This window comes from Billgrantia endophytica (assembly GCF_002879615.1).
GTDB lineage: Bacteria > Pseudomonadota > Gammaproteobacteria > Pseudomonadales > Halomonadaceae > Halomonas > Halomonas endophytica.
In genome coordinates this window covers 19,151-40,610 of record NZ_PNRF01000010.1, presented here as the reverse complement: position 1 = coordinate 40,610, position 21,460 = coordinate 19,151, and the positions used below count along the sequence as shown (strand labels likewise).

Here is a 21,460-nt window from a genome sequence, read left to right as displayed (position 1 = left end):
AAAAAACCCAGGCAATTGCCTGGGTTTTCCGATCTGTAACGATCGCGATCAACGCTTGGAGAACTGTGGGCGACGACGCGCCTTGCGCAGACCGACCTTCTTCCGCTCGACCTGACGCGCATCACGAGTGACGTAACCGGCGGCACGAAGCTGCTTGCGGAAGTCCTCGTTGTACTCGAGCAGGGCACGCGTGATGCCGTGACGAATGGCCCCCGCCTGGGCAGAACCACCGCCGCCCTTCACGGTGACGAGAATGTCGAATTGACCGGCGGTCTCGGTCAGCTCCAGCGGCTGACGCACCACCATGCGACCCGTCACACGACCGAAGTATTGATCCAGGTCACGGCTGTTGACGGTGATCTTGCCGGTTCCCGGCTTGAGAAAGACACGGGCCGTGGAAGTCTTGCGGCGCCCGGTACCGTAATAGTGCTGTGTCATGGCAATGACCCCCTCAGATAGTCAATTCTTGCGGCTGCTGGGCGGCGTGCGGATGCTCGGCGCCGGCGTAGACCTTGAGCTTGGAATACATCGCACGACCCAGGGGGCCCTTCGGCAGCATTCCCTTGACGGCGGACTCGATGACACGCTCGGGTGCATGGGCAATCATTTTTTCGAAGCTCATGGAGCGCAGGCCGCCCGGATAGCCGGTATGGCGATAGTAGGTCTTGGCCTTGGCCTTGTTGCCGGTAACTTGCACTTTCTCGGCATTGATCACGACGATATAGTCGCCGGTATCAACGTGAGGGGTGAACTCGGGCTTGTGCTTGCCGCGCAGGCGACGAGCGATTTCGGTGGCCATACGGCCGAGCGTCTTGTCCGTGGCATCGACGACATACCAGTCGCGCTGGACGGACTGCGGTTTAGCAGTGAACGTCTTCATGGATGAAATCACCACAAAATAGATGTGTTGGATCCTGCCGCCGGGGCTGCCGACATGGGATCATCCCTATTCTTCTTGGTTGTCGCCATCGAGATGGCGACAACGTTCGAGCGAGGCAGCATTCTACACGACTCACCTGCCCATGATAAGGGGCTTTTCAGGGTTTATGAGGCAGCGCCAGATACTCATGGGACTGCATCTCCTGCAGGCGCGACAAGGTGCGCTGGAACTCGAACCCGAGGCGACCATCGGTGTAGAGCGCCTCGGCGGGAACCTCGGCGGAGAGCAGCAACTTGACCCCTCGATCGTAGAATTCATCGACCATGTTGATGAAGCGTCGTGCCTGGTCGTCGGTAGCCGCCCCCATCCGTGTCACGTTGGAGACCAGCACCGTGTGGTACTCCCGGGCCAGCTCGATATAGTCGTTCTGGCTTCGCGGCCCGTCACAAAGCTCGCGAAACTCGAACCACACCACGTCGTCATGCAGACGCCTCGCCTTCAGCACGCGGTGGTTGATCTCGATCGGCACATCGACCTCGCCGGCATGCCCGGCGATCTCTCGAAAGCTGCGGTGCAACTCCCGTTCGGCCGCCTCGTCGAGCGGGGCATGGAAAATCTCGGCCCGCTCCAGTGCCCGCAACCGGTAATCGATACCGGAATCGACATTGACCACCTGGCAGTGCCGCTTGAGCAGATCGATGGCCGGCAGGAAACGTGCCCGCTGCAATCCATCCTTGTAGAGCTCGTCGGGGACGATATTCGACGTTGCCACCAGCACGACGCCGCGCTCGAACAATGCCTCGAGCAGGTTGGCGAGAATCATCGCATCGGTAATGTCCTTGACGAAAAACTCATCGAAGCAGATCACCCGCGCTTCGGCGGCAAACTTGCCGGCGATCAGGGTGAGGGGATTCTTCTCCCCCTTGTAGTGCTCCAGCTCATTATGAACCCGCTGCATGAAGCGATGAAAGTGGGTCCGCATCTTGTCGGGAAACGGCAGCGACTCATGGAAGGTGTCGACCAGATACGTCTTGCCACGCCCTACCCCACCCCAGAAATAGAGCCCCGGAACACTCGGTAGCCGCGGCTCGTCGGGGGACTTGTCGCGCCTGGCAAACAGGCCCGTCATCCTGGACTTCAGCCCCTTGCCGGTGGTGACGGCACGCGGCTCGGTCCGCGGCGCGGCGACCAGTCGATCATAGAGCTGCTGCAACGCCTCGACCGCCTTCTCCTGGGCCGGATCGTACTGGAAATCATCGCGCTCCAGATCGGCACGGTAGCGTTCCAGCGGTGTCGTGCCGTTGGCTGACGAGGCATTGGCGGGGGTCGCAGTCGCACACATGGCAAATCCTTGCTGACTTGACTCGAAAAACTCGCAAATTCGGCATTATACGCATCCCACCGAGCGCGCGCAGGAAAATGGACCCGTTGAGGAAAGGCATCGACGCGTTGACCGGCCAGGCGCCAGCGACCCTATAATGGGCTGCCAGATGGCCGAATGCGGCACCGACGCATTGTCGATCGATCGCCCGATCACATTGCACCAGCATCAGGAGAATTTCGTGGAATACGGCAATATCAACTGGATCATGGCCATCGTCAGCCTGCTGGCCGGCCTGGGCATCGGCGCGATGGGATACCACCTGTTCGGCACCGGCGCCAGTCGACTGCAACAACTGCGTCGACAGGTGGTCGAGCGCGAACGGGAGTTGAGCGTGTTGAAGGAAGGCATGGGGGAGCACTTCGAACAGGTTGGCATGATGGTCAGCAATATCCAGCGCGAGGTGCGTACCCTGCAACACCGGCTGACCGAAGACGCCAGCACCCTCGATCAGTTGCCACAGAGCGCTCGCAGCCGGGACATCGCCGCGACGACAGCCCTTGCCGACCAAGGGGGTGAAGTCCCCGCGCCTCGCGACTATGCCGACGGCACCGGCGGCACCCTGTCCGAGGACTTCGGACTCAAGCCAGCCAGCGAAAACGCCGACGCCCCCCGGGCACCGCGCTACTGACGCGGTTCCATCAAGGGTGACTGCAACGCGGACCGGCGCGATCCGGTCCGCTGGCGATCATGCCGGGTTGTCGATATCGACGAAGCGGTGCTCGACATCGAATTCACGCGCCAACCACTCTCCCAGGGCCTGGATGCCGTAGCGCTCGGTCGCGTGATGGCCCGCGGCCAGGTAATGGATGCCAAGCTCACGGGCCAGGTGGGTAGTGCGCTCGGAAATCTCACCGGAAATGAACGCGTCGGCCCCAGCCTCCCAGGCCTGGGTGATCATGTCCTGGGCCCCGCCGGTACACCAGGCCACACGCCGTACCGCGCCAATGCCTGGCGCCTCGATCAGCAGCGGCTCGCGCCCCAGGCAACTGGCCACGTGGCTCGCCAGATCCGCTGCCTCCCGGGCCTCCGGCAGGCGCCCCAACCAGATCAACCCCGCACCGAGCTCACCATCGGCACAACCCTCCACCCTGAAGCCCAGCTGTCTTGCCAGCTCGGCATTGTTACCAAGCTCGGCGTGCGCATCCAGCGGCAGATGATAAGCCAGCAGGTTGATATCATTGAGCAACAGCGTCCGAATGCGACGCTGCTTCATCCCCGTAATAGGCACCGGTTCGTTCTTCCAGAAGTACCCGTGGTGCACCAGCACCAGGTCGGCCTTCCAGTCGACCGCCTCATCGAGCAACGCCTGACAGGCGGTGACGCCGGTCATGACCCGGGCGATACGGTCCCGCCCCGCAACCTGCAGCCCATTGACCGTATAGTCCTTGAACAGCGATGTGTCGAGCAGAGCATCGCAGGCGTTTACCAGTTCATCACGGGAAATCATCCAGCCCTCCGGACAGCGGTTCGATGGCAATGTTACAATACACCCTATTGTAACGACTGCGCGGGGCGTCATCGACCGCGCCTCGCCGACAGGAAAGCGCCGCATGCGTCGTTCGCTCATAGCCTATGCCTTACCCATCATCACCGGCATACTGCTAGCCATCGTGTTGCTCAACACCTTCCCGCAGCTACTGGGCCGACCAGGAGCCCCTACGCCCGCCGAGGTTCAGCAGCATGCCCCGCTGGTGGAGCCCGTCTCCGAGGCGCAGCAGCCTGTGCCGGACGTGCGTCAAGCCGAACCCCTGACGCGCCAGCAGGGGCCGGTCAGCTATTCCGATGCCGTCGAGAAAGCCGCCCCGGCGGTGGTCAACATCTACTCTTCCCGGGTTGTGGCGCGGGAAGAGCATCCGATGATGTCGGACCCCTTCTTTCGTCAGTTCTTCGGTGACGACCTGCCCAGCCAGCAGCGGCTGCTGTCGAGCCTTGGTTCCGGCGTCATCGTCAGCGAGGATGGCTACGTGCTGACCAACCATCATGTGATCGATGGCGCCGATGAAATCCAGGTTGCCCTGAGGGACGGCCGGGAAACACTGGCCAGGGTGATCGGCACCGACCCGGAAAGCGACCTGGCCGTGCTGCGCATCAACCTGGACAACCTGCCGGTGATCCAGCTCTCCGACAGCGAGGACGTGGCAGTGGGCGACATTGCCATGGCCATCGGCAACCCCTTCGGCGTGGGCCAGACCGTGACCATGGGCATCATCAGCGCCACGGGGCGCAGCCAACTGGGCTTGAGCGCCTACGAGGACTTCATCCAGACCGATGCCGCCATCAATCCCGGCAATTCGGGTGGGGCACTGATCAATGCCGAAGGCGCCCTGGTGGGTATCAACACCGCCATCTTTTCCCGCTCCGGTGGCTCCCAGGGCGTCGGGTTCGCCATCCCCACCCGCCTGGCCCATAGCATCCTCGACGCCCTGGTGACGCAGGGTCGGGTCATTCGCGGTTGGCTGGGTATCGAGGCACAGGAAATGACGCCGGAACTGGCGGCCTCCTTCGGCCTGCAGGCCCCGCGTGGTGTCGTCATCGCCGGCGTCGTGCCGGATGGTCCCGCCGCCCTGGCCGGCCTGCGCCCGGGTGATGTGCTGCTGGAAGTCGATGGGCGCCCCATCCTCGACGCCCGAGTGGCCATGAGCGACATTGCGGCGATCCAGCCCGGTGCCACGCTGCCATTGACGGTCGTGCGAAGCGGAGAGAGGCTGGCCATCAATCTGGAAGTAGGCGAACGTCCACCGCCGCAGTTGCGTCGCCCAGAGCGCTAGATACCATCTCTCCGGCCAGCATCGATCCCGACTCATGACGACGAGCCCCACCAACTGGTGGGGCCCGTCGTTGCATGGCCATGCCTCGGAGGTATCCCGCCATCACGGTCTGATGCGGTACTCCGCGGAGCGGGCATGGGCCGTGAGCGACTCGCCACGGGCCAGGATGGAGGCCACCTTGCCAAGCTCCGAGGCGCCTTCCTGCGAGCAATGGATGATCGAGGAGCGCTTCTGGAAGTCATAGACGCCCAGTGGTGACGAGAAGCGCGCCGTGCCGGAGGTGGGCAACACATGGTTGGGGCCGGCGCAATAATCACCCAGCGCCTCCGCGGTATAGCGGCCCATGAAGATAGCGCCGGCATGACGTACTTCAGGCAACAAGGCTTCCGGGTCTGCCATGGAAAGCTCCAGGTGCTCCGGCGCGATGCGGTTGATCAGGTCAATGGCCTCCGCGCGATCATGACAATGGATCAGCGCACCGCGACGAGACAGCGACTGTCGTACGATAGCCTCGCGCTCCAGGGTCGGCAACAACCGCACGATGGCCGCCTCGACGGCATCCAGGTGGGTCGCGTCCCAGCTCACCAGGATGGCCTGGGCGTCTTCATCGTGCTCCGCCTGGGAAAAGAGGTCCATCGCCAGCCACTCCGGATCGGTACCGCCATCGGAAACCACCAATATCTCGGAGGGTCCGGCGATCATGTCGATGCCCACCTGGCCGAACACCGCTCGCTTGGCAGTCGCCACATAGGTGTTGCCGGGCCCGACGATCTTGTCGACCCGGGGCACGGTCTCGGTGCCATAGGCCAGTGCAGCCACCGCCTGGGCGCCACCGATGGTAAAGACATGATCCACTCCGGCCAGGTGAGCCGCCGCCAGCACCAGCTCGTTGAGGACGCCGTCGGGCGTTGGCACTACCATCACGATCTCGCGAACCCCCGCCACGTGGGCGGGTATGGCATTCATCAATACCGAAGAGGGATAGGCAGCCTTGCCGCCTGGCACGTAGATGCCAGCACGATCCAGCGGCATGACCTGCTGACCAAGCACCGTGCCATCGGCCTCGGTGTAGGTCCAGGATTCCGGCTTCTGCCTCGCGTGGTAGGCACGAATGCGCTCGGCCGCCTTCGACAGCGCAGCACGCTGCACCTCGGGCAGGCCGATGAACGCCTGCTCCAATCGCTCGGCACTCAGAGTCAGTTCGGTCATGCTCGAGACACTCAGCCGATCGAAACGGTTGGAATACTCGACCAGCGCCTTGTCACCATGAGCCCTCACGCCGGCGATGATCTCGTCGACGCGGCGATGTATCTCGGCATCGGATACACCTTCCCAGGCCAGCAGGGCATCGAGGCGGGTCTCGAAGTCGCCATCGATGGTGGAGAGACGTGCGATGTCGGCGGTCTCGGCAAGGGTTTCGCTCATGATTGCGTTCACCTCCAAAAAGGGATCTATGCGCTCACTGCCGGGGCAGAGGCCCTGCCAAATGGCATCAGGTCACAGTGGCACTGTCCGCGTCTCGGCGCCGGGTCACTGCCTCGGCAAGACGTGCTATCAACGGCTTCAGGCGGGCGTGCTTCATGGTCATGGACGCCTTGTTCACCACCAGGCGAGTGCTGATCGGCGCGATCAATTCACGCGGCGACATCCCGTTCGCGCGCAGGGTGTTGCCAGTATCGACGATATCGACGATTTCGTCGGCCAGGTTCATCAGCGGGGCCAGCTCCATGGCACCGTAAAGCTTGATCACTTCGGCCTGGATACCCTGCTCGGCGTAATAGCGACGCGCCACGTTGACGAACTTGGTGGCAACGCGGCGACGCGTGCGGGCCGGCTCCGCGCCATCGATGCCGGCGGTCATCAACTTGCAACCGGCGATCTCGAGATCCAGTGGCTCATAGAGCCCTTCGGCACCGTGCTCCAGCAGCACGTCCTTGCCGGCAACCCCCATATCCGCAGCCCCCAGCTGCACATAGGTAGGCACGTCCGTAGCACGAATGATGACCAGCTTGACGTCGTCCAGGTTGGTATCGAACAGCAGCTTGCGGCTCTTGCCAAGGTCTTCTGCCGGAACGATGCCGGCATCGGCCAGCAGCGGCAGGGTCTCGTCCAGAATACGGCCCTTGGAGAGGGCCAGAATCAGTTGCTTGCTCATGGTCTCGCCTGTGGTCGGAAGCTACTGGACCCGCGCCCCGCTCAGCCGGGGATGCGCCGAATCCGAGCTCCTAGCAGCTGCAGTTTTTCTTCGATGCATTCGTAACCGCGATCGATATGATAGATGCGATCCACCAGGGTTTCGCCATCGGCCATCATGGCGGCGATAACCAGCGAAGCCGAGGCACGCAGATCGGTTGCCATGACCGGAGCACCGGAGAGCCGCTCGACACCGGTGATCATCGCCGTGTTTCCCTCCAGCGCGATCTTCGCCCCCATGCGGTTCAACTCCTGAACGTGCATGAAGCGGTTCTCGAAAATGGTTTCCACTACTCGGGACGTGCCATCCGCCACGGCATTGAGTGCCACGAACTGGGCCTGCATGTCGGTGGGGAAGGCCGGATAGGGCGCGGTACGAATATTGACCGGTCTGGGCCGACGCCCCTCCATGTCCAGCTCGATCCAGCCGTCGCCGATCGTGATCCTGGCTCCGGCCTCTTCCAGCTTCGCCAGCACCGCCTCGAGGATGTCGGCGCGGGTGCTGCGGACACGCACCTTGCCACGACTGAGGGCGGCCGCCACCAGGAAGGTACCGGTCTCGATACGATCGGGCATCACATCGTGATAGGCCCCGTGAAGGCGCTCCACCCCCTCGATGAGGATGGTATCGCTGCCGTGACCGCTGATCCTCGCCCCCATCTTGATCAGGCATTCCGCCAGGTCGACCACTTCCGGCTCGCGGGCGGCATTCTCGAGAACGGTGGTGCCGGACGCCAACGTTGCCGCCATCAGCAGATTCTCGGTGCCCGTCACCGTGACGGTGTCGAAAAAGATGGTGGCCCCGTTGAGACGACCATCCACCTGGGCACGAATATAGCCATTCTCGACCCGCACCTCCGCACCCATGGCTTCCAGGCCGCGGATATGGAGGTCCACCGGCCGCGAGCCGATCGCGCATCCACCGGGAAGGGAAACGTCCGCGTGTCCGAAATGGGCCAGCAAAGGGCCGAGCACCAGGATGGAGGCACGCATCTTCTTGACCAGCTCATAAGGCGCGTGACAATCCTTCACCTGGGAGCCATCCAGTTGGATGGTCATCTTCTCGCCCATCACCGGCTCGACACCCATGCGCCCAAGCAGCTCCAGCGTGGTCGTGATGTCCTGCAGATGCGGCAGATTGCCAATGACCACGGGCTCGTCAGCCAGCAGTGTGGCACACAGAATGGGCAGGGCGGCATTCTTGGCGCCACTGGCCCAGACCTCGCCATCGACGGGGCCGTTGCCGGTAATGATCAACTTGTCCATGTAGAGTCCGGCCGTCAGGCACCCTGATTCTGTGAAGCCGCATTTTCCGGCGCGACTGACCACTGCGCCGGCGTATAGGTCTTGATACTCACGGCATGAACGGCACCGGAGGCAATCTCTTCGGACAGGGCGCCATAAACCAATTGCTGTCGCTTGACCGGTGACAGGCCATCGAACACCTCGCCCACGGCGATGACCTGGAAGTTGCAGCCCTCCCCCTGGATATGGAAATCGCAGCTCTCGATACGAGCCTCGAGCAGTGCCTTGACGTCACTGGGTTGCATGGAAACCGGAACTCCTGTAGATCGAAATGGATGGCACACGGCTCGGAGACAGGAGCGGCGCCAGAATAACGGATTGCCTACATGGTAATGAAAAGCACCGCGCTTGGCGATGCCGGACATGCAGAGGTTCAGCGGCAGGAAGCGTCGTCAATCGGCAGCATGGTGTCAAGGCCGGCCACCCGGGTCAGCCGGGCCAGGGGGGCAGAGAGGCGCACCGAGCGAATCTTGACACCGGCGGCCCGGGCACACCGAGTCCACTCCAACAGTACGGTCAAGGCTGCGCTACTGACCTGTTCGACGCCACACAGGTCCAGCGTCACACGGGCCCCGGCGGGCTGCTCCTTCAACCAGGCAGAGCCGGCCTCGGCCAGCTCTGTCGCCACGCCAAAGTCGACCTCCCCGGTTACGACCAGCCCCTCGGGGCCGGCCTCGAGCGAGATGCCTCGGCTGTCGAGAAGGCGACTCATGCATCGCCACCCTCTTCGAGCTCCTCGACTGCCAGTTCGGGAGCCCAGTGATCGATCACGGCATCGTAGTCGCGATTGTGGTCGCGCATGGCCTGATCGAACTGGTTGCGGAACGTCAGCCCCAGGTTGATGCCATTGACGATGACGTTGGCCACCTTCCACTGGCCGTCGGCGAGACGCAGCGTATAGTTGACCGGATAGACGGTGCCGTCGACAGCGACGACTTCCATGGCAACACTGGCCTGGTCCTCGTGCCGCGGAGGACGCTGGCTGTCCAGCACCCTCAACTCCCGATAATCGAATGTCACCAGACCCTTGGTATAAGTATCGATCAGAGTCTGGCGAAAGGTGTTCACGAAGCGGGAGCGCTGCTGGGGAGTGGCATTCTGGAAGTAACGACCCATGACACTGGCGCCGATATAGCGAAAGTCGGCGATATCATCGAGACTCTCGTCCACCAGCGCCTTGAGCTCATTGATGTTGTCGGCGTAATACTCTTCACGCCCTTCGATCTGACCCATCATTTCATTGATACTGTCACGAATCACCTGTTCGGGACTGCGCTCGGGGGCAGCCTGCGCCAACAGGGAAAACGACAGCGAAAAAAGTGCCAGGCCGAGCCCAAGCATCAGCAGGCGAAGGGAAGCGGGAGCAGGGGTCGTCAGTTTCATGAATGACCTCGAAAGAAGCGAAGTGGGATGATAGGAGGCCAAGCCTCAGTCGCTGACCATATTGGACACGAATTGCTGGATGAGTTCTTCGAGCACGATCGCCGACTGGGTGTCGCGGATGGTGTCCCCGTCACCGAGCGTCTCCGGATCACCGCCCACGGAAAGCCCGACGTACTGCTCGCCGAGCAGACCTGCAGTCAGGATAGCAGCAGTGGTATCGCGGGAAAGCTGCCCCTCCAGCCCGCTGTCCAGCTCCAGCACGACACGCGCGTCGTACCAGTCGGTGTCCAGTTCGATAGCCCTGACCCTGCCCACGGTAACGCCGGACATGGTGACGCGTGCACGTGGCTTGAGGCTGCCGATGTTGGCAAAGTTGGCCTCCAGCTGGAACGTATCCCCCGGGGTCGTAAAGGTCAGGCCGCTGACACGCAACCCCAGGAACAGCATCCCCAGGATGCCAGCCAGCATGAAGAGACCGACCCCCAGTTCCATCGTCTTGCTGCGCTTCATCCCGCTTCTCCGAGCTTCACAATAAATCTTTCCGACATTACGAAAGTCCTCCAAACATCAGGGCTGTCAGCACGAAGTCCAGGCCGAGTACCGCCAGGGAGGAATAGACCACCGTACGCGTCGTCGCACGAGAGATACCTTCCGAGGTAGGCACCAGGTCGTAGCCTTGGAAGACCGCGATCCAGGTCACCACCAGAGCGAAAACGATACTCTTGACCATGCCATTGCCGATATCGCCAATGAAATCGACGCTGGACTGCATATTGCCCCAGTAGGACCCCTCGAACACCCCCAGCCACTCGACGCCGACGAGATAGCCGCCATAGACACCCACCACGCTGAAGCCGATGGTGAGCAGCGGCAGAGCGACGAAACCAGCCCACAGGCGGGGCGCCACCACCCGCCGCAGCGGGTCGACACCGATCATTTCCATGCTGGTGAGCTGCTCCGTCGCCTTCATGAGCCCTATCTCGGCCGTCAACGCCGAACCGGCACGACCCGCAAACAGCAAGGCGGCCACCACCGGTGACAGCTCACGCAGCAACGACAGCGCCACCATCTGACCCAATGCCTGTTCGGCACCGAAGTCGACCAGAATCGTGTAGCCCTGCAGAGCCAACACCATACCGATGAACAGCCCCGAAACCAGCACGATGGCCAGGGACAAGACACCAACGAAATGCATCTGGCGCAGCCACAAGTACCAGCCCTCTCGCGACGGCCAACCCACAGCCGACTGCACCAGGAACAGGCCCGCCCGGCCCAGGGCCTCGAGCACCTCGCAACCACGACGCCCCATGTTGAGAATCTGCCCGATCATCAGCGCCTCTCCGTATCGAGGATGTCGCGGAAAAAGTCGGTCGCCGGGTAGTGAAAGGGCACCGGCCCGTCGGGTTCGCCATGCACGAACTGGCTGACCCGCGGGTCGTCGTCCACGTCCAGCGTCTGCGGCGTGCCATGGGCCATCACTTGTCCATCGGCGATGACATAGACATAGTCCGCGATGGACAGTGTCTCCTCGATGTCGTGCGACACCACGATGGAGGTAAGGCCCAGGGCCTCGTTCAGCTTCCTGATCAACTGCACCAGCACGCCCTTGGAGATCGGGTCCTGGCCGACGAATGGCTCGTCATAGAGGATCAACTCGGGGTCCAGGGCAATGGCCCGGGCCAGAGCGACTCGCCGGGACATACCGCCGGAGAGCTCTGCCGGCGACAGGTCGCGAGCACCGCGAAGGCCGACGGCCTGCAGCTTCATCAGGGTCACGTCACGGATCATCGCCTCGGGAAGATCGGTATGCACCTGCAGTGGAAAGGCAACGTTCTCGTAGACGCTGAGGTCGGAAAACAGCGCGCCGCTCTGGAACAGCATGCCCATGCGCCGGCGCAGCGCAAACAGCGCCTTGCGCGACAGGGCATGCACGTCGGCACCGTCGATCCTGACATGGCCCGCATCAGGCGCAAGCTGTCCACCGATCAGTTTGAGAAGCGTGGTCTTGCCAGTCCCGCTAGGCCCCATGATGGCGGTAATCTTGCCACGGGGGATGCGCATGTCCACACCGCGGAAGATATCCTTGTCGCCTCGTGAGAAATGCAGACCCTCCACCACCACGAAGGGGGAATCGGTCATCATCCACCGCCCGTCGAAAAAATTATCGAACATCGTATCCTAACCCGGTCTCGCGGCGCCAGCCCAACGCTGTCTCATGCTTGCACCTTGCCAGCTCAGCACGTCTAATAAGCGCCCATGTCGTTGCCGTGGTCCACCGCGTCCATGCCACCTCCCTCTTACTGGTGCGGGAAACGGCGCCACTTGAGCGAAACCCCACGAAGGGCAACAATTATCGCATGACTACCGACCCGACCACGCCCTCCCCCAACCCTGCCGCCGACGCGTCTCCGCTACGGGACAGCGCACGACGCACGCTTGAGATCGAACAGCAGGCCGTAGCCGCACTTGGCTCCCGCCTCGATAGCCACTTCGACCGCGCCTGCGAGCTGATGCTCGCCTGCCAGGGCCGGGTAGTGGTTACCGGCATGGGCAAGTCCGGCCATATTGCCGGCAAGATTGCCGCCACCCTGGCAAGCACGGGCACGCCGGCTTTTTTCGTGCACCCCGGCGAAGCCAGCCACGGCGACCTGGGCATGATCACGCCCGGGGACGTGGTTCTGGCGCTGTCCAACTCGGGTGAGACGGCAGAAGTCACCGCCATACTGCCATTGCTCAAGCGCATGGGGACACCGTTGATCAGCATGACCGGGCACCCCGACTCGACGCTGGCACGACATGCGGATGCCCATCTGGACGCAGGCGTGGCTCGCGAAGCCTGCCCCCTGGACCTGGCCCCTACCGCGTCGACCACCGCCGCCCTGGCACTCGGCGATGCCGTGGCCGTGGCCTTGCTGGAGGCCCGGGGCTTCACGGCCGAGGATTTCGCCCGCTCGCACCCCGGCGGCAGCCTCGGCAAGCGGCTATTGCTGCGCGTCTGCGACCTCATGCACCAGGGCGAGCGGCTACCGAGCGTACCGCTGGGCAGCCCATTGCGCGATGCCCTGCTGGAGGTCACCCGCCAGGGCCTCGGCTTTACATGCGTGGTCGATGAGCAGAATCGCTTGATTGGTGTCTACACCGATGGCGACCTTCGGCGCACCCTCGACCAGCACCATGATTTCCGCCGACTCACGGTCGACGACGTCATGACCCGCCCCGGCAAGCGCATCTCTCCAGACGTACTGGCTGCCGAGGCAGTTCGCGTCATGGAAGACAATCGCATCACGGCACTGGCTGTCGTGGACGACGAAGGGCACCCGGTGGGCGCCCTGCACATGCATGATCTGCTGCGCAGCGGCGTGATCTGACGACCCATGAACGAAGGAGAGCCCATGGCTCTGGCATCCCCGACCATCGACCCCCGGCTCCTCGACCGTCTGCGCCAGATCCGGCTACTGGCATTGGATGTAGACGGCGTACTGACCGATGGTCGCCTCTATTTTCAAGCGGACGGCGTAGAGATCAAGGCATTCCACACCCAGGATGGACTGGGCATCAAGCTGCTGCGCCGTGCCGGTCTGCAGGTCGCCCTGCTCACCGGGCGCGAATCCTCCATGGTCAGCCACCGCGCGACCTCCCTGGGCATCGATCATGTCTTCCAGAGCTGCGAGGACAAGCTGGCAACCCTGCGGGAACTGTGCGCCCGCAAGAATCTCGCCCTCGACCAGGTCGCCTATTGCGGTGACGATCTGCCTGATCTCGCAGCGATCAAGCGGGCCGGTATCGGCATCACCGTGCCGGGGGCACCAGCATACATACAGGCCCTGGCCGACTGGGTCACCGAGCGCAGCGGCGGCCATGGCGCCGTACGCGAAATCTGCGACACCCTGCTGGAGGCACAGGGGCACCGGGACGCCCTGGTCGACACCTACCTCCACATCCAGCGCTGACACCATGCCTTCCCTGTGGCTGCGCCGATTGCGCCCTTCGTTCCGGATATGGCTGCTGCTGATATTGCTCGGCCTGGGCGGCCTGCTGGTGTGGCTCGACCCCTGGGATACCCCCCTCCCCGGGCCGGTACCCACCGATGACGCAGGCGAACCCGGCTATTATCTCGAAGACGCCAGGCTGACGCGTTTCGACATGGAGGGGCGCGCGCATCAACGACTCGACAGTCCGCGTCTGGTGCATACGCCCCATGATGACGTCATCCGTGCGGTCACGCCGGTGGCTCACCTGTTCGATCAGGAAGGGAGGCTGTGGATCGCCAGCGGCGACCAGGGTCGACTCGGGCCGGGCGGCAACCCCTTGACGCTGACGGGCGACGCCCGCCTCTTCGCCCCGGAGGAACGCTGGCAGCTCGACACCGAAATCCTGCACTTCGACGCCGATATCGGGCACGCCTGGAGCGACACCCCCGCGCTGTTGCAACAGCCCCCCCAGCACATGAGCGGTGACCGCTTCGATGCCTGGATCCATGACAACCGTGCGCGATTGACCGACAATGTTCGCGGCCATCATCCACCGGAAGGCCGCACCGCCACTCACGAGGACTCCGAGCCATGATGCGAACTCCACAGTCACTGCCTGCCCTGATACTTGGCGGCCTTCTGTTGGCCGGCATGGGGCTCACGACACTGGCACAGGCCCAGACAGCGGAAGACGATGCCAATGCACCCATCGAGGTGGAAGCCGATCGCCTGGACCTGGATGATCGCGCGGGGACGGCAATCTACACAGGTGACGTGGACATTCGGCAGGGTTCAATGCAGGTAACAGGCGATCGGGTCGAGATTCGACGCAACGCCGCCGGTGAGCTATCCCGCGCTACCGCCACCGGAGAGCGCGCCTACATCGAACAGCAGCCAGACCCCGACGAACCCATCGTGCGCGGCTGGGGACGCACCATCATCTATCATGTCTCCGAACGCCGCGTGGAATTGATCGACCGCGCCGAGCTGCATCAGGGCGGCGACACTTTCGATGGCGGCTATCTGGAGTACTTCCTCGATAGTCGCGTCGTCCAGGCCCGTTCCGACGGTGAAGGTGTCGAAGGACGCCAGCGCGTGCGCATGACCCTGCAACCGGAGCGCTGAAGTGCCCATGAAGACCCTTCGCGCCACTCACCTGGCAAAGAGTTACAAGCGGCGCCGAGTCGTCCACGACATCAGCCTGTCCATCGAACAGGGCAGCATCGTCGGCCTGCTCGGGCCCAACGGGGCCGGCAAGACCACCTCCTTCTACATGATCGTGGGTCTGGTTCGGGCCGATGCGGGAGAGGTCCATATCGATGACCTCGACCTGTCGAGAGCCGCCATGCACGAACGGGCTCGTGCCGGCATCGGCTACCTGCCCCAGGAGGCTTCGATCTTCCGTAAGCTCTCGGTGGCCGACAACATCATGGCCATCCTCGAGACCCGCAAGGATCTCGACCGGGCGGGACGTCATGCCCGCCTGGAAGAGCTGCTGGAGGATTTCCATGTCACCCACATCCGCGACAATCTCGGCATGAGCCTGTCGGGTGGTGAGCGGCGCCGAGTGGAAATCGCCCGGGCCCTTGCGACAGAGCCGGCCTTCATCCTGCTCGACGAGCCCTTTGCCGGGGTCGATCCGATATCGGTGGGTGAGATCAAGGGGATCATTCGTCAGCTCAAGGCTCGCGATATCGGCGTACTGATCACCGATCACAACGTTCGTGAAACGCTGGACATCTGTAACAGCGCCTATATCGTCGGCGACGGCCAGATCATTGCCGAAGGCGATGCAGACGCCATCCTTGCAAACCGCCGGGTAAGGGAGGTTTACTTGGGTGAAGACTTCCGCCTCTGACCTGCCACAGGTGGACTTGCCACAAGTTGCCGCTACAAGCAACTGATAACCATGAAAATACGTGTCAATGGCGCGCAACTTGCCAATGGCATGTTTATTGCACAGAAATGGCTTGCAAGTCGCTCTTCAGCGGTCTAGGGTGGGGTTTTCCGGCAAATGAGCCCCTTATTCCTCATGGCCATGAAAGCATCACTGCAACTTCGTGTCGGCACTCAGCTGACAATGACACCCCAGCTGCAGCAGGCAATCGCCCTGCTGCAGCTCTCGACGCTCGATCTGCGCCAGGAAATCCAGCAAGCGCTTGAGGCCAACCCCATGCTGGAGCTCGACGACGGCTTCGGCGAGCAAGCGGCGGCCGAGACCAGCGAGGACGACTGGGCGAGTGAAATCCCCTCCGAACTTTCCACGGACAGCGACTGGACGGATACCTACCCCGATCACGGCATGAGCGGCAGCGGCAGCGGTGAAGGGCCGGACTTCGAGCGCCAGGCCGACAGCGTGAGCCTTGCCAGTCACCTGATATGGCAACTGGCGATGACCAACCTGAGCGAGCGCCAGCGACAAATAGCCGAGAGCCTGATCGACGCCGTGGACAGCGCCGGCTATCTCGCCCAGTCGCTGGACGAGATTCGCGACGGGCTTCGCCAGCAGGGACTGGAAGGCTTGCCTACCCGCGAAGTCGAGCAGGTCCTGTTGCGCCTGCAACAGTTCGAGCCGACCGGGATCTTCGCCCGCGACCTGCGCGAATGCCTGATGCTGCAATTGGCGGTCATGCCGGATGATACGCCCCTGCTGCCCCAGGCCAGGCGCCTCGTACGCCAGTTCCTCGAAGCCCTGGCCGCCGACGATCGCCGCCTGCTCAAGCGCCGCCTGGGGCTGGACGACGAGTCACTGGAAGCGGTCGTCGGGTTGATCCGCTCCCTCGACCCGCGCCCCGGCAGTGCGTATGCCGAGGTGGGGGGCAACTACATAACGCCAGACCTGGTGGCCCGCCACGACGATCGCGGCTGGCGCATCGAACTCAACGCAGAAGCCCTGCCACGGCTGCGCATTCAACCCGACTATGTCGCTCTGGTGCGTCGTGCCGACAAAAGCCCGGACAACCAGTTCCTCAAGGACCACCTACAGGAAGCGCGCTGGCTGATGAAAAGCCTGGCCAGCCGCAATGACACCCTGCTCAAGGTCGGGCGAGAGATAATGGCCCGTCAGCTCGATTTTCTCGAACAAGGTGAAGAGGCCATGCGCCCGCTGATCCTGGCCGACATCGCCAAGACCGTCGACATGCATGAATCGACGATCTCCCGAGTCACCACTCAGAAATTCATTCATACCCCCCGGGGCGTCTTCGAACTGAAATTCTTCTTTTCCAGCCATGTCGGAGGTGGTGAGGGGGAAGGCGATGCCCATTCCAGCACGGCGATCCGCGCCCGGATTCGCAAGCTGATCCAGGACGAGCCCCCGCGCAAGCCCCTCTCGGACAGCCGGCTTGTCGATCTGCTGGCCGACGATGGCATACGGGTTGCCCGACGCACCGTCGCCAAGTATCGCGAGGCCCTGGGCATTCCTTCCTCCAGCGAGCGCAAGCGCTTCCGGTGAGCATCGCTTCCCACTTCGAGTTCCCGGGTGCGAAAAGCCCTCCGCAGGGGTTTGCTCAGCAGTAAAAAGGGTTACAATCGAACGACCACTCGAAGGACGGAGGAGCCTGTCATGCAAGTCAATATTACCGGCAATCATGTTGAACTGACCGATGCCCTGCGTGACTATGTCAACGAAAAGCTGACCCGCGTGCAGCGCCACTACGACAACATCACCAATGTCCATGTCACGCTCTCTGTGGAGAAGGAGCGTCAACTGGCCGCCTGCACCCTGCATGCCGCTGGCGCCGACCTCCATGCCGAAGCCATGGACCCGGACATGTACGCCGCTATTGATGCCCTCACCGACAAGCTCGACCGCCAGTTGGTCAAGCATAAAGAAAAGGCCCAAGCCCGCGCCCAAGGCGCCGGTATTCGCTGAGTAGCCATGACACTGGAAACCATTCTGCCCCCGGAGCGCACCTTGTATGGCGTCCCTGGGAACAGCAAAAAAAGGGTGCTGGAGTTCTTCAGCACCTTTATCGCCCAGAACACCCCGAGCCTCGAGAGCCAGGAGGTCTTCGACAGGTTGATCGGCCGAGAACGCCTGGGTAGCACCGGGATCGGTCATGGCGTGGCGATTCCCCATGCCCGCAGCCCGCACTGCCACGGCCCCGTTGCCGCCTTCCTCAAACTGGCCGAACCCATTGACTTCGACGCCATCGACGGAGAGCCCGTCGACCTGGTGTTCGTCCTTCTGGTACCGGAAGAGGCCGACGAAACTCATCTGGCGCTACTGAGCCAGGTCGCCAGCGTGATGAACGATGCGGAGACCCGCTCACGCCTGCGCAAGAGTGAAAGCCAGCGTGATCTGCATGAACGGCTTACTGAGGCAATCCGACGATACACCTCGGCCTGACGCCATACGGGCCGCCCGGCCAGCCAACCGACCAGGAGACCCGCCATGCAGCTGGTGATCATTAGTGGCCGCTCCGGCTCCGGCAAGTCGATCGCACTGCAAGCGCTAGAGGATCTCGGTTATTATGCCATCGACAACCTTCCGGCCATGCTGCTGGGATCCCTCGTTGACGAGCTTCGCAGCGGCTCTTCCGCCCAGTCGTCCATTGCCGTCAGTATCGATGCTCGCAACCTGCCCTATGCGCTGGAACGCTTCCCTCGTCTGCTAGAGGAACTCCGCGAACGCCAGGTGGACTGCCAGGTGATCTACCTGACGACCGATGCCCGTATCCTGCTGGAGCGATACTCCGCCACACGCCGACGCCATCCCCTGACACGAGGCAGCGACATGACGCTGGGCGAGGCCATCGAGACGGAAGACACGACGCTTAGTGACATTCGCAACCTGGCGGACCTTATCATCGACACCTCGCGTCTGTCAGTACACGACCTGAGGGGCCGGATTACCGACCAGGTGGCCAGCCATCGGGCCGATCAGCTCACCCTCACCGTGGAATCCTTCGGTTTCAAGGGAGGGGTGCCCCTCGATGCCGATATCGTCTTCGATGCCCGCTGCCTCCCGAACCCTTACTGGGATCCACGCCTACGCTCGGCCACCGGCCGTGAACCCAGCATCGTTGCTTTTCTTGAACAGTATCCTCTGGTCGGGGACATGCTGAATGACATCATCGCCTGGATCGAGCGATGGCTACCGGCCTATCGAGACAGTCACCGCAGCTATCTCACCGTCGCCATCGGCTGTACAGGTGGGCAGCACCGCTCCGTCTACCTGGCTGAACGACTTGCCCACCACCTAGCCCAGGATCAGCCTGATGTTCGGCTGCGCCACCGCGAACTCGGCATTCATACGCCGGTTACCCCGACCCCAGAACCGGCCCCGGAGCCACCCGAATGCAAGGAATCCTGAGTGTGGCCAGCCGCAAGTTTACTCTGACCAACAAGCGCGGCCTGCATGCACGGGCAGCCACCAAGCTGGTGCAGTGCTGTCAGCCCTTTCAGGCTCGTGTGTCCGTCAGCCACAGCGGGCAGAAGGCCGATGCGAGCAACATCATGGCCTTGTTGATGCTCGGTGCTCCATGCGGAACCGAACTGATCATTGATGCCGAGGGGGAAGACGCCGAGCAGGTGCTGGACGCCTTGAGCGCGCTCTTCGATGCTCGTTTCGAGGAAGATGCCTGACCCCTAACCTCCCGCGACGGTCATTTCATCGATCAACCAGCTACCGGTATGGATGCTTCCCCGGGTATCGATATCACGCCCGACCCCGACCAGCCCCTTGAACATGGCTTGCAGGTTGGAGGCAATGGTGAACTCCTCGATCGGATACTGGAGCTCTCCATTCTCGACCCAGAAGCCAGCCGCGCCGCGTGAATAATCGCCAGTGACACCATTGACGCCCTGCCCCATCAGCTCGGTGACCAAGACCCCACGCCCCATTTTCTCCAGCAGCTCATCTCTCGCTACCAGCGGAGCGTCAAGACGCAGGTTGCGTGCCCCTCCGGCGTTGCCGGTCGTCGCCATGCCCAGTCGACGAGCGCTATAGGCCGATAGCATGTAGCTGGCCAGGTATCCCTTGTCGATATACGTATTGTTGCGGGTCTGTACACCGTCATTGTCGAAGGGCGAGCTGGCCATGGCACCCATTTCCATGGGGCGCTCGCCCAGCGAGAACCACTCCGGAAAGAGCGATTCGCCCAACCGGTCGCAGAGGAAGGAAGACTGGCGATAGAGTGAGCCCCCCGCAATGGCACTCATCAGGTGACCGATCAAGCCGCTGGCCAGACTGGGGTCGAACAATACCGGCAAGCGTCCCGTCACTGGACGACGCGCACCCAGGCGACGCAAGGTACGCTCGGCCGCGCTCCTGCCGATGGACTCCGGCGCCAGCAAATCCCTTGGATGACGGGCGCTGGTATAGTCATAGTCACGCTGCATGCCCCCTTCGTCTTCGGCAATCAGCATGCACGAAAGGGAGTGACGACTGCCACGCTGGCTGCCCAGGAAACCATGGCTGTTGGCATAGACCCGCACCCCTTCGCCACTGGAGAGCGACGCACCGTCGGAGCTGCGGATTCCTGCGACTCCACGGCCCGCCGACTCGCAGGCCAAGGCAATCTCGATGGCCTGCTCCGTGGAAAGGTCCCAGGGATGGTGCACATCCAGGTCGGGCAGGTGTGTTGCCATGAGCTCGGCATCGGCCAGCCCCGAGGCGGCATCCTCGCCGGTGTGACGAGCGATGGCCAGCGCCTTCTCCACGACGGCGCGAATCGAGTCCTCACCGGCATCGGTAGAGGAAGCACTTCCCTTGCGCGCCCCCACATAGACGGTCACCGCGATACCCTGGTCACGGGAGAGTTCGACGGTCTCCACATCTCCCTCGCGCACGCTGACGCCAACCCCCTGGTCGACGCTTGCCCCGACCTCGCAAGCATCGGCTCCGAGTCGACGGGCCAATGACAGCGCCTGCTGCGCACGGGACTCCAGCAACTGCTGCTGGGCGATGGCATCGAAAGCCTGTGTCATGCGATTCTCCCTCATCCGCCGACCCTCGAGCCGGCCTTCAATCGTGTCGGTATCCCGCCGTGACTCGGCGGGCTGTTATACTGGCGCCAGACGATGATTCTTCGACGTACACACCTTGCTACCTGGATGCGGCATGACCTTCGATTCTCCCTCTCCGGCCGATGAGCGGCCGAGTAAATCCCAGCTCAAACGCGAAATGCATGCACTGCAGGCGCTCGGCGAGAAAATCATCGCCATGACGCCTGCCGAACGCGCCCGACTTCCGCTCTCGGACGATATGCTGGCGGCCGTCGAGGAAACATCACGCATCCGCTCCCACGAAGGGCGCCGCCGTCACATGCAGTACGTCGGCAAGGTGATGCGGCGCGAAGACCTTGAAGCCATCCAGGCGGTCTTCGACAGGATCGAACAGGAATCCCACCGGCGCGACCTGGCCTTTCAGCGCCTGGAGCAATGGCGCGACCGCCTCATCGACGAAGGCGACGAAGCCGTCGAGACCTTCATCGTCGATTACCCGGACGTGGACCGACAGGCCCTGCGCCAGTTGATCCGCAACGCCCGCCGCGAGCGTGACCAGGGCAAGCCGCCCACCAGTTCCCGCCGCCTGTTCCGGCTGATCAGGGATACCGCCAAGCTCTGACAT

27 protein-coding genes are annotated in these 21,460 nt (G+C 62.8%); 13 read left to right on the top strand and 14 right to left on the bottom strand.

What is annotated here, in order from left to right; all coding sequences use genetic code 11:
- Nucleotides 1-48 precede the first annotated feature (48 nt).
- From rpsI to zapE, 3 genes are all read right to left on the bottom strand, one after another.
- Nucleotides 49-438: a 30S ribosomal protein S9 gene (gene rpsI, locus C1H69_RS04035; RefSeq protein WP_102652130.1), complete on the bottom strand. Its 390-nt coding sequence runs from the start codon at nucleotides 436-438 to the stop codon at nucleotides 49-51.
- A gap of 13 nt (nucleotides 439-451) precedes the next feature.
- Nucleotides 452-880, bottom strand: a complete 429-nt coding sequence (gene rplM, locus C1H69_RS04030; RefSeq protein ID WP_102652129.1) for a 50S ribosomal protein L13 — start codon at nucleotides 878-880, stop codon at nucleotides 452-454.
- A 157-nt stretch (nucleotides 881-1,037) separates the two neighbouring features.
- On the bottom strand, nucleotides 1,038-2,222 hold the full coding sequence (zapE, locus tag C1H69_RS04025; RefSeq protein WP_102652128.1) for a cell division protein ZapE: 1,185 nt from the start codon (nucleotides 2,220-2,222) through the stop codon (nucleotides 1,038-1,040).
- Nucleotides 2,223-2,442: 220 nt separating this feature from the next.
- On the opposite strand from zapE, the gene C1H69_RS04020 reads away from it, so the two are divergent.
- Nucleotides 2,443-2,892, top strand: coding sequence for a Z-ring associated ZapG family protein (locus C1H69_RS04020; protein ID WP_165789413.1), 450 nt, complete (start codon nucleotides 2,443-2,445; stop codon nucleotides 2,890-2,892).
- A 57-nt stretch (nucleotides 2,893-2,949) separates the two neighbouring features.
- Here C1H69_RS04020 and C1H69_RS04015 read toward each other — a convergent pair whose 3' ends face one another.
- The gene (locus C1H69_RS04015) at nucleotides 2,950-3,711 is read right to left on the bottom strand and encodes a Nif3-like dinuclear metal center hexameric protein (protein ID WP_102652126.1); all 762 of its coding nucleotides are present in this window, start codon (nucleotides 3,709-3,711) and stop codon (nucleotides 2,950-2,952) included.
- Between the two features lie 103 nt (nucleotides 3,712-3,814).
- On the opposite strand from C1H69_RS04015, the gene C1H69_RS04010 reads away from it, so the two are divergent.
- A complete protein-coding gene (locus C1H69_RS04010) occupies nucleotides 3,815-5,032 on the top strand; it encodes a Do family serine endopeptidase (RefSeq protein ID WP_102652125.1) in 1,218 nt (405 codons plus the stop codon).
- Nucleotides 5,033-5,134: 102 nt separating this feature from the next.
- On the opposite strand, the gene hisD is transcribed toward C1H69_RS04010, so the two are convergent.
- The 9 genes from hisD to C1H69_RS03965 all read right to left on the bottom strand — a co-directional run bounded on the left by hisD (nucleotide 5,135) and on the right by C1H69_RS03965 (nucleotide 12,052).
- Nucleotides 5,135-6,457 (bottom strand): histidinol dehydrogenase, encoded by a 1,323-nt coding sequence (hisD, locus tag C1H69_RS04005; protein ID WP_102652124.1) that lies wholly within the window; start codon nucleotides 6,455-6,457, stop codon nucleotides 5,135-5,137.
- A gap of 67 nt (nucleotides 6,458-6,524) precedes the next feature.
- Nucleotides 6,525-7,187, bottom strand: a complete 663-nt coding sequence (hisG, locus tag C1H69_RS04000) for an ATP phosphoribosyltransferase (protein WP_102652123.1) — start codon at nucleotides 7,185-7,187, stop codon at nucleotides 6,525-6,527.
- A 41-nt stretch (nucleotides 7,188-7,228) separates the two neighbouring features.
- Nucleotides 7,229-8,491: a UDP-N-acetylglucosamine 1-carboxyvinyltransferase gene (murA, locus tag C1H69_RS03995; protein WP_102652122.1), complete on the bottom strand. Its 1,263-nt coding sequence runs from the start codon at nucleotides 8,489-8,491 to the stop codon at nucleotides 7,229-7,231.
- 14 nt (nucleotides 8,492-8,505) lie between these two features.
- A complete protein-coding gene (locus C1H69_RS03990; protein ID WP_102652121.1) occupies nucleotides 8,506-8,775 on the bottom strand; it encodes a BolA family protein in 270 nt (89 codons plus the stop codon).
- Between the two features lie 128 nt (nucleotides 8,776-8,903).
- Complete coding sequence (locus tag C1H69_RS03985) at nucleotides 8,904-9,242, bottom strand: STAS domain-containing protein (RefSeq protein WP_102652120.1); 339 nt, start codon at nucleotides 9,240-9,242, stop codon at nucleotides 8,904-8,906.
- A complete protein-coding gene (locus C1H69_RS03980) occupies nucleotides 9,239-9,913 on the bottom strand; it encodes an MlaC/ttg2D family ABC transporter substrate-binding protein (RefSeq protein ID WP_102652119.1) in 675 nt (224 codons plus the stop codon). Before C1H69_RS03980 ends, C1H69_RS03985 begins: the two co-directional genes overlap by 4 nt.
- 45 nt (nucleotides 9,914-9,958) lie before the next feature.
- Nucleotides 9,959-10,423, bottom strand: a complete 465-nt coding sequence (gene mlaD / locus C1H69_RS03975; protein WP_102652118.1) for an outer membrane lipid asymmetry maintenance protein MlaD — start codon at nucleotides 10,421-10,423, stop codon at nucleotides 9,959-9,961.
- A 37-nt stretch (nucleotides 10,424-10,460) separates the two neighbouring features.
- On the bottom strand, nucleotides 10,461-11,243 hold the full coding sequence (gene mlaE, locus C1H69_RS03970) for a lipid asymmetry maintenance ABC transporter permease subunit MlaE (protein WP_102652117.1): 783 nt from the start codon (nucleotides 11,241-11,243) through the stop codon (nucleotides 10,461-10,463).
- Nucleotides 11,243-12,052: an ABC transporter ATP-binding protein gene (locus C1H69_RS03965; protein ID WP_102652297.1), complete on the bottom strand. Its 810-nt coding sequence runs from the start codon at nucleotides 12,050-12,052 to the stop codon at nucleotides 11,243-11,245. Before C1H69_RS03965 ends, mlaE begins: the two co-directional genes overlap by 1 nt.
- A 218-nt stretch (nucleotides 12,053-12,270) precedes the next feature.
- On the opposite strand from C1H69_RS03965, the gene C1H69_RS03960 reads away from it, so the two are divergent.
- From C1H69_RS03960 to C1H69_RS03915, 10 genes are all read left to right on the top strand, one after another.
- Nucleotides 12,271-13,281 (top strand): KpsF/GutQ family sugar-phosphate isomerase, encoded by a 1,011-nt coding sequence (locus C1H69_RS03960; protein WP_102652116.1) that lies wholly within the window; start codon nucleotides 12,271-12,273, stop codon nucleotides 13,279-13,281.
- 24 nt (nucleotides 13,282-13,305) lie between these two features.
- Nucleotides 13,306-13,863, top strand: coding sequence for a KdsC family phosphatase (locus tag C1H69_RS03955; protein WP_102652115.1), 558 nt, complete (start codon nucleotides 13,306-13,308; stop codon nucleotides 13,861-13,863).
- A gap of 4 nt (nucleotides 13,864-13,867) precedes the next feature.
- Complete coding sequence (lptC, locus tag C1H69_RS03950) at nucleotides 13,868-14,479, top strand: LPS export ABC transporter periplasmic protein LptC (RefSeq protein WP_102652114.1); 612 nt, start codon at nucleotides 13,868-13,870, stop codon at nucleotides 14,477-14,479.
- Nucleotides 14,476-15,009, top strand: coding sequence for a lipopolysaccharide transport periplasmic protein LptA (gene lptA / locus C1H69_RS03945; protein ID WP_422666879.1), 534 nt, complete (start codon nucleotides 14,476-14,478; stop codon nucleotides 15,007-15,009). Before lptC ends, lptA begins: the two co-directional genes overlap by 4 nt.
- Nucleotides 15,010-15,016: 7 nt before the next feature.
- Nucleotides 15,017-15,742 (top strand): LPS export ABC transporter ATP-binding protein, encoded by a 726-nt coding sequence (gene lptB / locus C1H69_RS03940; RefSeq protein ID WP_102652295.1) that lies wholly within the window; start codon nucleotides 15,017-15,019, stop codon nucleotides 15,740-15,742.
- 174 nt (nucleotides 15,743-15,916) lie between these two features.
- Nucleotides 15,917-17,338: an RNA polymerase factor sigma-54 gene (locus tag C1H69_RS03935; RefSeq protein WP_102652113.1), complete on the top strand. Its 1,422-nt coding sequence runs from the start codon at nucleotides 15,917-15,919 to the stop codon at nucleotides 17,336-17,338.
- A gap of 111 nt (nucleotides 17,339-17,449) precedes the next feature.
- Entirely contained in the window at nucleotides 17,450-17,758 is a 309-nt protein-coding gene (hpf, locus tag C1H69_RS03930) for a ribosome hibernation-promoting factor, HPF/YfiA family (RefSeq protein ID WP_102652112.1), read from the top strand.
- A 6-nt stretch (nucleotides 17,759-17,764) separates the two neighbouring features.
- Nucleotides 17,765-18,235, top strand: coding sequence for a PTS IIA-like nitrogen regulatory protein PtsN (ptsN, locus tag C1H69_RS03925; protein WP_102652111.1), 471 nt, complete (start codon nucleotides 17,765-17,767; stop codon nucleotides 18,233-18,235).
- A 45-nt stretch (nucleotides 18,236-18,280) separates the two neighbouring features.
- Nucleotides 18,281-19,201, top strand: coding sequence for an RNase adapter RapZ (gene rapZ / locus C1H69_RS03920; RefSeq protein WP_102652110.1), 921 nt, complete (start codon nucleotides 18,281-18,283; stop codon nucleotides 19,199-19,201).
- Nucleotides 19,202-19,203: 2 nt separating this feature from the next.
- A complete protein-coding gene (locus C1H69_RS03915) occupies nucleotides 19,204-19,473 on the top strand; it encodes an HPr family phosphocarrier protein (protein ID WP_422666881.1) in 270 nt (89 codons plus the stop codon).
- 3 nt (nucleotides 19,474-19,476) lie between these two features.
- On the opposite strand, the gene pmbA is transcribed toward C1H69_RS03915, so the two are convergent.
- Entirely contained in the window at nucleotides 19,477-20,817 is a 1,341-nt protein-coding gene (pmbA, locus tag C1H69_RS03910) for a metalloprotease PmbA (RefSeq protein ID WP_102652108.1), read from the bottom strand.
- A 133-nt stretch (nucleotides 20,818-20,950) separates the two neighbouring features.
- Between pmbA and yjgA the strand changes: the two genes are divergently transcribed.
- A complete protein-coding gene (yjgA, locus tag C1H69_RS03905; RefSeq protein WP_102652107.1) occupies nucleotides 20,951-21,457 on the top strand; it encodes a ribosome biogenesis factor YjgA in 507 nt (168 codons plus the stop codon).
- The last annotated feature ends 3 nt before the right edge of the window (nucleotides 21,458-21,460 follow it).